The organism is Gallibacterium genomosp. 1 (genome assembly GCF_000771875.1).
GTDB lineage: Bacteria > Pseudomonadota > Gammaproteobacteria > Enterobacterales > Pasteurellaceae > Gallibacterium.
On sequence record NZ_JPXX01000038.1, the window covers coordinates 1 to 12,706 of the forward strand.

Consider the following 12,706-nt stretch of genomic DNA (forward strand, 5'->3'; position numbering starts at 1 on the left):
AATTTACCACTTTGACTCGTTCCATTTCTGTTAAATTAGGTGCGTAGATTTCATTTTTTGTAGATGGCAATAACTTAAGTTGTTTCATAAATTCTGAGGCAGTGGCGGCATTAATTACGGCAAAGCGCTCTTTATTTTGGACATCACAATCAATAGGTTCAATAAAAAAGCGGTATTTTGTGAAAAATGCACCATTTTCTAGATAGAAACGTATCTCATTTTCTCCAATATTAAACTGCTGATTATCCGCAGCTAAAGTGATTTCTGTAACACTAGATGAAACTAAAATTTTAGGATTTTGATTAATTTGATAGGCTGTATCAACGCTTAGCCCAGTAAGTTTGATTCGGTAATTGGCGCTGTATCTTATCGTTTCTACAGGATTATCATTCTCTAACATCGTCAGTTGTGGATTATAACCCGGTGTAATGAAGTATTCCGGAAATGGTGTTCCGCTCTGCTTGATTACATACATTAGAAAATGGCGTTTAATCAACTTATCCAATTCACTTGTATCTAAACGATAATTTTTTTCTCTAGCTTGTTGGTAAAAGACATTAAGGTTTTCCGGTGTTAGCACAGAGAAAAAATCTAAAGCATCTTCACCTTTCTCACCTTTTTCTCCTTTCTCACCTCTAATGAAGTTCAAAAAATCTTCTATTGTGCCACTATGTCCGGCTTCCAGCCAAATTTCATAGGCTGACTTCCCGTTCATACCTCTTTCACCTGTCTCTCCTCTTTCACCCTGTTCTCCTTTCTCTCCACGAAAAATTTCACCAGGTAAAATACTGACTTGTAATTCAATCTCGTTTTTACTGATTTCTAAATTCAATTTACTCATTTAAATCTCCTGAATCGTTAAAATAGTTTCTTTAAAAAGTTATTCCGTAATATCAGGTTCAATGGTTATTTTGCCTGCAAATAAGGTTCGCACACACCCTGCTTTTCGCATCTGACAGTCATAACGCCAACGTACCGCTTTAACATTTTTTGTTAAGTTATGGCTGAATATCAGTTGCATTGTAAAATCATCAAGCACCAAAATTGAACCTGATTCATTGGATAATGTCAGCGTTTCATTTCCGACGTTACTTTTCAGCGTCATTTTTAATTCAGCCTCTTGCAAACTAAAATTAGGTAAGGCTTCAATTCGTACAGTGAAAATCGTGTCATCACCTCGATAAATTTTAAGATCTTTAATATCCATAAGTTCTCCTAATAAAAAACCCAGCCTAATGACTGGGTTTTGCTTTAATTTGATTTTCCACAATCTATGCCACAATCTGATTGGTAGATTTTAAATGCTGATAAATGCGAACAAGCATAATTTCGTTCGGTGTTTTGCCTACATCCTCCTCTGTGAGTGGTTTTTCCATCAGCATTTTTGCCGCCTCCGGATCGATATATTTATATTCGCTAATCATCGGCACAAAGTCGATGAGTTCTCCTTCACTGTCTTCGCCAAAGCCAAGCACATATTTGGCATTAATAGCGCCATCATCTGAGGTGGAATAGTTGGCGATAGCTGAATAAACGGGTTTTAAGATTTTATTAAATGTTGTCATTGTGTTTTCCTTTATTAAGATGAAAAAATTAGATCATTGTCAGAAGTCAAGAAAAAAGTTAGTTGCTTTTCGAAACGAGAAGATTTAATTGTGAAAGTCTCATCGTATCCTCATTTGGCGGATTATAAGGATCAGGATAAACAAAATTATTTCTTGTGTTCTTTACTAAAAAAGTAATATGTGTAGTCGTATTCGGTGGAATGCTTAAACTTGCAGTATATACCAAAGATTCTGGCACTATTTCATAGGTGGCACTAGCTATATTTCTTCTAAAAAAACCTACATTGAAATTAGCAAACAATTTACCATTATTAAAAAACTGTATTGTTGTATAACCATATATAGTTGATCCACTTGTATTCTTTTTACTAGCTGTAATAGAAAAAGGGATAACTACAAGCGTTCTATGAAATGGTGAAGCTGGCAAAAAAATACCTTCTTTCGGAAGCTTATACAACCGTACCACATCCCCGATAATATTCTCAGCTCGTACCGTGACCCCTTCAATCGTTGCGCCACGAATTATGCCACCATTAATGGTGGTACCATTTATCGTGGTGCCGTTGATGGTGCCGCCTTGAATGGTGTTTCCCTCTATGCGTGTGCCGGTTATTGTGCCGGCGGTCACTTTGCCCAAATTCGCACTAATCGAAGATAAATTGGTTACTTTCAATTTATCGGCAGAAATAGTTTTTGCGGCAATATGGTTTGAGGTGATGGCGTTTGCCGCAATCTTACTGGCATTGACCGCACCAGCTGTGATTTTCTCCGTGGTGACCGAGTTGGCTGCCAACTTCTCCGCAATCACTGTGCCAGTTTTAATCGAACCGCCGTGGATCACGGTCACACCGGTCGGGCGCCAAGGGCTAGGTGCGCGTGTATATTGCGTACACTCTTCCAGCATCGGGCGGCGTAACACGGTGAACGTGTTGTCCACATTGGCTTTTTTATGCTGATCGAAAATACAGCGTGCCGTGCCGCTGGCAGTCACTTGAAATTTCATCCAAATGCGGGTGGTGTCTTGTAAGCCGTTGGTATAACTGGACGTTGACGTGTCGCCAACACCGGCACCGCTATAACTCCGGCTGACATTGGCAATCTTCAGTCCGTTTTGAAGCTCAATGTTCACACTCACATAGCCACGGTGAGCCGCCACAAAGCCGGATAACAGATACCAGTTGCCGGCAACCAATTTGATATCTTGATAAATGCCACCAAAGCGTTGTTCCGGCAAAGTGGCACTCTTCATTGAGGGTTGCCAACGGTATTGATTTTCACCGGCGAGATACTCTTTGCCTTGCCAGTTGCCTTCGCTGTTGTTGTTAATATTGATGCCGCTGTTGGCATTGACCACATTCGTGTTTTGATATAACGACCAGCCGTCCGCATTGTTGGCAAAAATCGGGTTATAGAGCAGATTACCGCCTAAGCCAATCGCCAATTTGTCCGCTGTCAATTCGCCGGCGGCAATGTGTGTTCCACGAATCGCGCCTGCTTGAATGCTGCCGGTGGTCACGCTGTTGGCTGCCAGTTTATCTGCAGTAATGGCATTCGCTCTTAATTGCTGTGTGCCGACTGCTGCCGTCTGTAGATGGTTGGTGCCAATGCTGTTGCTAGCGATTTGGCTGGCACTGAGGGTGCCGCTTAATTGTTGTGTGGGAATGCGTGCGAGTTTCTCCGCCGGAATAACGCCATTGATTTGATCCGGCGTGATGTTGTCAATCTCCATCGTGGCGTAACGCTGCCCATTCCAAGTGTAAAAACGTTTATCCGCTAAATTGTAGATCAGGTTAACCTGTTGAAACTGCGCCACATTGCCGAGCGTTTCCACCACTTTCACCGCTTCCAAACCTCGTGCGGCAAAGCCGGTGTCGATCACCTCATTGACAACGTTTTCGCTTAGCTCCTGTTGCAATTCGTTCAAGGCTTTTTCAATGTCGGCACTGGTTTCGCCGCGCAAGCCTTGCATTTGGTACAGCGGCCCCACATTTTGTCCACGTGTATGACACAGCCAATAATAGTAGACACTGTTCGGTGCAACGGTGTGCGCATACATTCGGTTGTCACTCACTTTCACTAAGCGTTTTGCCGCCATCCAGTCGTCTTCGGTCGCAAAATAAATTTCTGTTTGCGTGAACTCATCCACATAATCCCACTCAATCAGAATGTTTTCAATGCCACCACTGACCACAACACCGGTCGGAATCGGTGGCCGGTCAATGGTAAAGGTTTTTGTCTTTTCACTTAATACTCGACCTTTATCATCTTTGGCAATGATAACCACGCTATAATTGCCATTCGGCAGATTATCTAATTTCACTTCTGCCGTTTTCTGCCCGATATAGCTTTGATAGAGTTTTTCGCCTTGATAAATCAAAATATCATAGCGTGTGATGATCGCATTGCCGGCGGTCACTTCCGCATTGATCACCGCGCCTGTGCCACTAGCAGTGTTAATCACCACATCAGTTAGTTGCGGCGCAGAATATAATGTTTTCGACACCGCTTCAAAATGCGCACCGTTATCGACAATCGCCTCTTTTTGGGGTTCGTGTTGCAAGGCAGTAATGGTGTAGCTGCCGTTTTCATTTTCGCTAATCGACACCGCGCGATACAATCCGCCACGCACCGCCGAGGTCGCCAACGACCACACGCCAAATTCGGTTAAGCCGGTTGGGGTGCTATCTAAGGTGATAATGCTGCCATTAACGGCTTGAATTTTGATAGTCTGCTGTTTCGCTTCGGCATTAATATAGCTGAAATAACTTGCGCCGTTTACGTCAATTTCCCGATCTAACGTCACTTCACGCCCTTTCACAGCCAACACACGTCCGCCGATATTGGTGCCGGCGTAATGATTGTCGGCAACGCGGATAATGTCACCCGGCAAGTGCATTAAGCCTTCACGCCCGACAGAAAAAGTGATGGTTTCTTTTTCCAGCTTTTCTGTTTCTAAAATCCAACGCCCTAAGCGGTAGGATTGCCCACGCGAGGTGCAACCAAAGGCAGTCACCTTTTTCACGTTCGCACCGTAACGTTTCACCGCCTCATCGTCCGACACATACTCAATTTTTTTCTCGTAAAAATCGTTTTTATCGAGATATTCCACGTGGATAATGTTATGCCGTGCTTTTAACGCGGAGTAGCTGCGATCAAATTCACCGTTGACCACATTAGCATTGGTGTAAGTCCATACTGGGTCGGCTGGTCGGTCTTGAATGGCAGTCAGTTGCTGTCCGTTCCACACCGGCATCGCCCGGAAAATGGAAGCGAGATCGTTGATTAAATCATAAGCTTGTCGCTGTTCTGTCAGCCAACAGTTGCAGGTCATTCGTGGCTCTGTGCCGCCGAAGCCGTCCGGCACCAACACATCGCAATATTGCGCAATCGCATACAACGCCCATTTATCCACGTTAAAATCGCCTAAGCGTTGCCCCATTCCGTAGCGTTTGTTGGTTAAGAGATCGTAAAAAATCCACGCCGGGTTATTCGTCCACGCCACCTTAAAACGCCCATCCCATAAACCACTGTAACTGCGGGCAATCGGGTCATAATTGCTTGGCACTTTCACTTTAATGCCACGCACCAAGTAATTACGCTGAGGAATGTTGGAAAAATATTCCGAATCAAACATAATGCCGGCAAGTGCGGTATTCGGATAGGCAAATTCGGTATCGATAATTTCGGTGTAGCTTGACCAAATTGTCGCATTCTGTAACCGCTGTTTTTCGCTGTCGGCAGTTAATCGCTCCACTTTGATTTGAAACGGCACTTCTGGCAGATTGTCGATCACCATTTGACGTAAATATTGGCTGCTGTATTTGCCGTTAAAATTGACCGGATATTGCTGATGGCCAACCGTGACCACTAAATCCACTCTCGCCGCCACGGTGTCGCCGTTATCTTTTTGTTGAAACAAGCTGCGTACACCAAGCGTTAAACGCAACCTTGTGACTTTGGCATCGGTCACCGTGCGAGTCAGTGCGGTCGTTTGCTTCACTTCAGCACCAACCCCAATTTCACGTTCTGAGGTGTTGAAACCTCGCATAATCGCTTGATCTTGCGAACCTATTGTGCCTTGCAACTCCATATTTTTAAAGTTGTAACTGCCATTAGCGTTCTGTATCGGCGTTTTATCTAGATAGATCGATTTGACATTGTCTTTTAAGCCTTGAATTTCTCCTTCGGAAATCACTTCAACAATTTTAATTCGTTGTTTTGAGCGTCCACTTTCCGGCGCTTCATACGGCGTATGTCCGCCACCACCACCTTTACCCATATTATTTATCCTTTTCTAAACAGGCCTTTCTTCGGTTCGGTTTTCTTTTTCATCTCTTCATCCACATTGTAGGTTTCAATCCCCTGTGAAATGATGAGTGAGCCGGTTAAAATTTCCCCATAAGCTAACGGCACCGGTCGCCCTTGTGCCGACAAGTTACCAAGGTTACTGAACGATGTAGATTGTTTTTTCTCCTGCTCCGTGCCTACACTTCCCATTTTGGGTTGTGGTGATAAAAGTTGAGTTACCCCACTTAGAATCATTGAGGCTCCAGCCATAAATGCCATTGTTGCACCAGTGTACCCTGCCGCACCAAGATACGCCCAACCTGCTGCTCCACCGGCATACCAAGAGGCGGCAATTAACACCGCACCTACCACAATATTAAAAATACCGCCATTTTTTGCCCCTTTAATCACCGGCGTGAGATGCACCACGGCGTTATCGTTTAATTTGTAGAGAATATCTTTCTCCAGTGATGTGGCAGTAACGAGATGTTCGTCAATCCGCACTTTGTAATAACCTTGCTGTAAGGCTTGTCGAAAGCCGACCAATTGACAGCATAAAGCACGAATCGCTTCCGCCGTATCATCCACTGCTAAATCAAAGGCAGTGCCAAATCGTTTAAGATTGCCGTAAAGTTTAATTGTTGCCATTGTTGGTATCTCCAAATACTATGCGTGTGTTTCAACCAATAACCATCATATAAATCTCGTTTTGATAATCGCTTAGGAGAGTGATGTAATACCCAGTTATCCCCTAAATAGATTGCAGCGTGATTAGGTACATCAGCCCCTACTTGTATTAAAATAACATCGCCACGTTGTACTACATCCACCTGTTCAAAACCGTGTTTTTCCATATTATCTAGATACAAATTAGCCCCTTCATTCCACCACTCATCAGCACGTTTAAAATCGGGAAAATCCACACCAGATAACATATAGGCATCACGAAACAGGCTATAGCAATCACTTTCCCCGTGAACAAATTCACGCCCTAACAATGGCTTGATATAACGAAATTTATGCACGTTATCATCACAAACCAACCACCAATCCAAACCGGACTGTAGCTGCATTTGTCGGTCAGCAGTGGATAAAACCGGCGCACCGTTCGGATGAGAGTGCACAATGGCAACAATGCCGTCATAATGATTGGCATTGATATAATCTTCTGCGGCAATCTCGAAAAAGTTTTCCGGATCGTCCGCCACATTGCGACAAGGCAAAAAGCGTTGTTGCTTGCCCTCAAAAACGACAAAACCGCACATTTCGTGCGGTTGTTGTTGCTTTGCGTGCTTAATAATATCTTGTTCTAACGTCATGTACTTACCCTATTTTATTCACTGACGGAAAACCACCAAAATTCAGGGTATTATTCCGCATTTTGCAGCCGGTTAAACAACGGCTGCATTTATCTTTTTTCGGATCACCGGTCGGCATATCCTTTTCATCCGCCACCGGCGCACCGTTATAACCGCACTCACTGGAACGATAAATCCACGCGCAGGTGTCTGCCATCATCATTCTCGCTGGCAGATAAGCATTGTCGGTTTCGGTCGGCAACGCTAGCGTAAAGGTGGCAACATCCTGTTTTAAACTGCTTAACTGTTCAATGATATAAAGGCTGACCAGTTCTTGTGTTGGATCCGCCTGAGGATTGCCCTCACGAAAATTGACGGCATCAAGATAATGCAGATAGACTTGTCGTCGCCGCACCACTGCCCCTACCGCTTCATTAAAATCTACGGCAATGCCGGTGATTAATCCTAACAGATTGGAAACAGTTAAGGTCGGGCGATTGCTCGGTCCATTGCCGTTTAACTCAAAACCGCCGGCTTTGATCGGATAGGCTTTATAAGTTTGCCCTTGCCACACAATATCTTGATAACGCTCATTTGTGCCGGCATAGAAGCGATAAATTTCGCCTTGTTCACCTTGTCGGTTCTGCAAACTGCGCATATCCACTTCGTACAGCTCAATCAAGGCATTTTGTTCAATTTTGCTTAATTCAAGCTTAAATGCATTGCTCATTGTTTGTGGCATTATGGCACTTCCTCAAATTCACAACTAAATTCACTATAGGTTTGGTTCATTTCAATGCGCCACTGACCGCACACTACTTTTTTACGACTTTTTGTGAACGGGTCATTAAAATAAAAAGGCTCAACGCCACCGTGTTGAGCCAAGAACGCATCCACTGCCAAACGGTCCTTGTTTTTCACTTTTACCGTAACCGGATAACGCCGCAGCAAGCTATTTATGCCAACTTTGGCACGCTGGGCATAACCATCGCCAAACTGCACCACATTACGGCGTGGTTCATTTTCAATTGTGAGCTTTGGCCGCACACACCATTTAAACGTTTCCATTAGGCAAAGGCTCCTCCGGCTCTAAAATTGGTTTGTAACATATTGTTTGCTTCCTGTTTAGCAATTTGCCGCATTAACTCCACCGTCACCTGCAGCTGATCGCCTTGCTGTTTTTGTGTTACTTTGGCATCTACTGGCTCACCGTTGTTGATCACTTTGATGCTGACATTGGCATTTTGTGTTTTGGCTTTCACCATTGGCACTTTCGGCACGGCCACACCGCCACCGTTGGCAAAGCCTCGTCGGGTACCGTAGTTTAAGAAGTTAAGGTAATCCACCCCCAATCTTGATGTCGCTTCTTTGGTAATGACGTATTCACCTTTATGCACGATACCCGCAGGCGTATATTTACCGCCATCGCCAGTATAACCACCGCTAGCGAAGCCTACACTTGAGATTTTGCTAATTAATCCCATTCCTTGACCAATCAACGCCATACTTTTTCCAATTCGTTCAGCGTAGGTCATACTGTCCCAGTCATTCATCACTTTTGTGGCGGCACTATAAATGTTCACCATACCTTCGGCAATCGCAAAGGCTTTTGCAGTCGCAAACATTGCTTTATACGCCGAAGATTGCCGTCCTGCCGATTGTTCCACCATTGATGCCATTTGTTCAAATCCAGAACTTAAAGATGATAGCCCTTCTGCATAAGCGGCTAAATCTTTTTGTTGCTGGTCTGATTTATAACGATCAATTATTTGTTTCTTACGCTGCTGAAACTCCTCTTCGGTCATCAGCTTCTGTTCGTTAAATGCTTGAAGTAAAGCTAATTCCTGAGCTTGCTGATTTTGTATAGCTTGATTAGGATCGTAAATGGCTCGCAGTTGATCTAATGGTGTAACAGCATTTTGTGCCACATTTTGCGCGTACTCAAATTGCAATTTCATTGCGGCTTGTTTGGCTTCATCAATGGTCAACTGGTTTGCTGCTTGCAATTCTTTAACGGCAGCCAACTCTTTATCCAAGTTATGCGCAGCTAATTTATTCGGTGCGTATTTTCCCGTAAGTTCTAATCGTTGTTGATTAAAACGTTGAGTAATCGCCAATTTTGCTGCTTCATATTCTTGATGTTTAACGACGCCTTTTTTATTGTACTCTTCTAAACGGCGGAACATTTGGGCTTGCTCTAGGTCAATTTCGCCTAGGGTAGATGTGCTTTTTTGTCGCACTTCATCGTAGAAATTGAGCCAATTTTGACGCGCGTTTTCGCCACCTTTTCCTTTTTTATGATTAAGCTCAATGTTTTTTTTTAGCTTCGTTTTTTTCTCATCTTGTTGAAAAAGTGCTTCCAATTGTTCTTTCGCTGCAAAGATTTTCTGCAAATCTTCTAACGACATATCAATGGTTTTACTCGCAGCTTCTGCTGAAGCGTATTCCCCTTTCGCAATTGCCGCAAGCACATTAGCATAATCTGCTCCTTCCACAGAAAGCACTTTATACAGCCCCGATAAAATAAAGGCAGCTTTTGCGTTCCCTTTACTTTCTAAGGTAAGCACATTCACTTCTTCCGTTAAGGATTTAGTTTGCTTTTCAATATCCTGCTGTGCTTTCTCCCAATCATTCAATTTTAATTTATGTTGGGCAAGGCTATTATTTGCCTGCTCAACCTTTTCATTGAGTTTATCTTGTAATTGGGCTTGCAGTGATGTTTGATCGTTTAATTTCGCCGTTTCTGTTTCTAACTGTGCCTTAATGCGAATAGCTCTTTCTTCCGCTTTCGCCATATCTTCCACGGAACGCTTCAAATATTGAATATGCTTATTGCCATAATGATCTTTCCATTCAATTTTTTGTACTGCATTTGTTGCAGCATTTTGGAAAGTTTTATATTGCTGTTCTAATTCTTGAACCTTTTTCTTTTGTTCTTCAATACTGTATTTGGCATCAAGCAACTTATCTTTTAATTGAGCAACGGTAAATTTATCAAGGTTCTGCTTAATATTATCCACCGAGTTTGCAAAATCATTAGATTTATTCGCTGCATCACTTGCACTGTTTCCCCAATCTAGCAAAAATGGAATTGCGGCTGAAATTGCCAATGTTGCCACGCCTAACGGTCCACCAAGTGCCGCCATTGCCATTCCTAATGTGCTTGCCGATTTTTTAGCGACATTTAATTGATTGATTGCAGCCGTTTGGGCTTTAATTAATGCCGTTTCTCTTGCAGTTTGAACCCCAAGTTCTTTGCTTAAAAGTAACCTAGCTTGCTCTGTTTTGGCTAAATTCAGCTGAGCTTGTAATTGTGCGATATAGGCTTGCGTCGCCTGTAAATCCGCAGTAATTTTTGCTTTTTCTGCAAGGGTTGCTTGTACGGTTGCTTTTGACTCTTGCATTGTTGCACTTGCGGATAAATAGGCATCTTTCGCTTTTTTACTAAATTTAATCCCCGCGACTGCCGCTCCTAAACTTAATGTTAACGGTGCTAATGTGCCGATATTATTGGCAACAACATTAATTCCTTCAGCAAATAATTTACTTGTAGCTAGGGCTTTATCTGTTTCTCCTAGCCACTTTTCAGTTGCAGTAGAAAGATTTTGGAATGCTCCACTTAATGTTGTTGTCGTTTTTTTATGTAATTCATCAACGCTACCTTGGGCTTTTTTCAAACCCTCAACCATTTTATCGGCTGTCATCTCGCCTTTATCTACCATTGCTTTAAGCTGGGCGGTTGTGATCCCCAAACCTTTCGCAATCGCCTGAATAACCGTTGGCGTTTGTGTCATCAATGAATTGAATTCTTGTGCTTTCAATTTGCCCATCAATAAAGATTGCCCAAATTGAATTAACGCATTAGAAGCCGTGGCAGAATTAGCCCCCGAAATGGCTACGGATTTTGCCACTGTTTCAGTAAGTGCAGCAACATCAGATAGATCTAACCCCAATTGCTGTGCATTTTGGGCAAAAGTTTGATAAACCGATGATGTCGCTTGGGTAGATTGTGCGGTTTTGAGCGAAATGTCATAGACATCTTGCATCGCTTTAATCCGTTCACGTTCGCTTTCCGTGACAAGATTTATTTTATTACTTAATTCCGTGTAGTTATCCAGGCTCCCAATAATCTGTTTTGGGTTTGGCAACACAAAACTAAGTACTTTTAACTTATTAAGTTTATCAGCAAAATCCAAACTTTTATTTGTTGCTATCGCTGCATTTTCAATATTTTTTAAATATGTATTTGTTCTTTCAGCAAACTGCTTTGCGTGCCGTTGTGCCTTTGTCAGACCATCTTGAAATTTAACTTGATCTAACGCCAACTGAATATTTAATTGCCCAAGCGAACCCGACATCTTATTTTCTCCCATAAAAAAAAGCCCGCCGTAGCGAGCTTATGTCAATCAACGGATTATTCAATATCGACCAAATAATCGATTTATTTTTTCTTCTTTGGTTAGTGTTGGATCACGTAAAATCTTAATAATCCAAATAATACATAATATTAAGGGAATACCCGGTAAAATTAGCGCATATAGCAGACCACGATAATATTCATCACTTAATGGGATTAAGTCGATCAATTTCACACCATAATGGACATAAACGAAACCAACAACAGCAAGCAGAATAAACGCAAATATTCGCTTAAAACCTATCATTGCTAATATAAAAACAGTACCAAATTCATTCATCGCTTACCTCCAAAATTTATAGGTGCAAACTCAATCTACCAAATCCCCACTGGCAGTCAAATTATTTCAATAAAAATCTTTGCCCCAATATTGAGAATAACGTTTATCTTCCCTATCAAAAAACGCTTTTTTACTCAATTTCCAATGCAACAACAGCAATACCATAAACAGTGCTAGCAGTGTAATAATCATCGTTTTCCAAGAGAAAAAGCTAAAGGCTGCCAATAACACTAATAATAAGGAAAAGAGAGAAAACACTGTGATATAAACTTTTGCTCCCCAAATTAGACTACTTGTAATAAAACTATATGAGCCTTTCATTTTTTCATCCTCCATATTAAGACTTTACTAAATCCCCACGGGCAGTCAAGCTATTTCAATAAAGAAATCAATAAACTTTTTCCTGCTAATTTGATTGCCTCAAAGGATAAATCAATCCCTTTGGTTTTAATGATTTGTTTAATTTTATTCCACGCGGTATCGCTTCGGATTTTGTCAAGAAATTCGTGTCCTTGCCACGTTAAATTTATCGCCACAAAATCCGCATCGCCCATTGTAGAATTATCTTCAATGCAAATCAGTTCAGCCTGTGCCAACAGTTGATAATGATATGCCACTACATCAGGCGGAAAGCCTTTTATACTCTCACTATCCAACGGCGTATCATCAACCTTTTGCTCAAGTTTGAACAAAATTTTGCGGATAAGCTCCCAATTTCGTTTCATTTGGTTCTCCTGTAACCGCACTTAAACTAAAGTGCGGTCGGTTTTTATTGAATTTTTAGAAGTTGTTTAATCTCTTCGGCTGTGGTTGTTCGTCAAGCAGGCTTAGCATTCCTTTGATGAACATAATGCGTTCG

11 protein-coding genes and 1 pseudogene are annotated in these 12,706 nt (G+C 42.2%); all 12 read right to left on the bottom strand.

Features of this window, described 5'->3' with window-relative positions:
- Positions 1–841 (bottom strand): annotated as a pseudogene (locus tag JP36_RS10455) (hypothetical protein); the annotation flags it as partial.
- Between the two features lie 39 nt (positions 842–880).
- A complete protein-coding gene (locus JP36_RS10460; protein WP_021460831.1) occupies positions 881–1,207 on the bottom strand; it encodes a hypothetical protein in 327 nt (108 codons plus the stop codon).
- 64 nt (positions 1,208–1,271) lie between these two features.
- The gene (locus JP36_RS10465) at positions 1,272–1,565 is read right to left on the bottom strand and encodes a hypothetical protein (protein ID WP_039174507.1); all 294 of its coding nucleotides are present in this window, start codon (positions 1,563–1,565) and stop codon (positions 1,272–1,274) included.
- Positions 1,566–1,623: 58 nt separating this feature from the next.
- The gene (gpJ, locus tag JP36_RS11840) at positions 1,624–5,844 is read right to left on the bottom strand and encodes a TipJ family phage tail tip protein (RefSeq protein ID WP_052119495.1); all 4,221 of its coding nucleotides are present in this window, start codon (positions 5,842–5,844) and stop codon (positions 1,624–1,626) included.
- Positions 5,845–5,849: 5 nt separating this feature from the next.
- Entirely contained in the window at positions 5,850–6,500 is a 651-nt protein-coding gene (locus JP36_RS10480) for a tail assembly protein (RefSeq protein ID WP_039174509.1), read from the bottom strand.
- Positions 6,443–7,171: a C40 family peptidase gene (locus JP36_RS10485; protein WP_039174511.1), complete on the bottom strand. Its 729-nt coding sequence runs from the start codon at positions 7,169–7,171 to the stop codon at positions 6,443–6,445. The genes JP36_RS10480 and JP36_RS10485 overlap by 58 nt, the downstream gene beginning before the upstream one ends.
- A 4-nt stretch (positions 7,172–7,175) precedes the next feature.
- Positions 7,176–7,892: a phage minor tail protein L gene (locus tag JP36_RS10490; RefSeq protein ID WP_039081807.1), complete on the bottom strand. Its 717-nt coding sequence runs from the start codon at positions 7,890–7,892 to the stop codon at positions 7,176–7,178.
- On the bottom strand, positions 7,892–8,218 hold the full coding sequence (locus JP36_RS10495; RefSeq protein ID WP_039174513.1) for a phage tail protein: 327 nt from the start codon (positions 8,216–8,218) through the stop codon (positions 7,892–7,894). The genes JP36_RS10490 and JP36_RS10495 overlap by 1 nt, the downstream gene beginning before the upstream one ends.
- Positions 8,218–11,508 (bottom strand): tape measure protein, encoded by a 3,291-nt coding sequence (locus JP36_RS10500; protein ID WP_039174514.1) that lies wholly within the window; start codon positions 11,506–11,508, stop codon positions 8,218–8,220. Before JP36_RS10500 ends, JP36_RS10495 begins: the two co-directional genes overlap by 1 nt.
- A 60-nt stretch (positions 11,509–11,568) precedes the next feature.
- Positions 11,569–11,847, bottom strand: coding sequence for a hypothetical protein (locus JP36_RS10505; RefSeq protein ID WP_039158523.1), 279 nt, complete (start codon positions 11,845–11,847; stop codon positions 11,569–11,571).
- A gap of 66 nt (positions 11,848–11,913) precedes the next feature.
- Entirely contained in the window at positions 11,914–12,168 is a 255-nt protein-coding gene (locus JP36_RS10510) for a hypothetical protein (protein WP_039158521.1), read from the bottom strand.
- 50 nt (positions 12,169–12,218) lie between these two features.
- On the bottom strand, positions 12,219–12,572 hold the full coding sequence (locus tag JP36_RS10515; protein WP_039083445.1) for a DUF2513 domain-containing protein: 354 nt from the start codon (positions 12,570–12,572) through the stop codon (positions 12,219–12,221).
- Positions 12,573–12,706: the final 134 nt, after the last annotated feature.

Coding starts and splice junctions, on each gene's coding strand:
- JP36_RS10460 (WP_021460831.1), bottom strand. CDS start 1,207: ATGGATATTAAAGATCTTAAAATTTATCGAGGTGATGACACGATTTTC.
- JP36_RS10465 (WP_039174507.1), bottom strand. CDS start 1,565: ATGACAACATTTAATAAAATCTTAAAACCCGTTTATTCAGCTATCGCC.
- gpJ (WP_052119495.1), bottom strand. CDS start 5,844: ATGGGTAAAGGTGGTGGTGGCGGACATACGCCGTATGAAGCGCCGGAA.
- JP36_RS10480 (WP_039174509.1), bottom strand. CDS start 6,500: ATGGCAACAATTAAACTTTACGGCAATCTTAAACGATTTGGCACTGCC.
- JP36_RS10485 (WP_039174511.1), bottom strand. CDS start 7,171: ATGACGTTAGAACAAGATATTATTAAGCACGCAAAGCAACAACAACCG.
- JP36_RS10490 (WP_039081807.1), bottom strand. CDS start 7,892: ATGCCACAAACAATGAGCAATGCATTTAAGCTTGAATTAAGCAAAATT.
- JP36_RS10495 (WP_039174513.1), bottom strand. CDS start 8,218: ATGGAAACGTTTAAATGGTGTGTGCGGCCAAAGCTCACAATTGAAAAT.
- JP36_RS10500 (WP_039174514.1), bottom strand. CDS start 11,508: ATGTCGGGTTCGCTTGGGCAATTAAATATTCAGTTGGCGTTAGATCAA.
- JP36_RS10505 (WP_039158523.1), bottom strand. CDS start 11,847: ATGAATGAATTTGGTACTGTTTTTATATTAGCAATGATAGGTTTTAAG.
- JP36_RS10510 (WP_039158521.1), bottom strand. CDS start 12,168: ATGAAAGGCTCATATAGTTTTATTACAAGTAGTCTAATTTGGGGAGCA.
- JP36_RS10515 (WP_039083445.1), bottom strand. CDS start 12,572: ATGAAACGAAATTGGGAGCTTATCCGCAAAATTTTGTTCAAACTTGAG.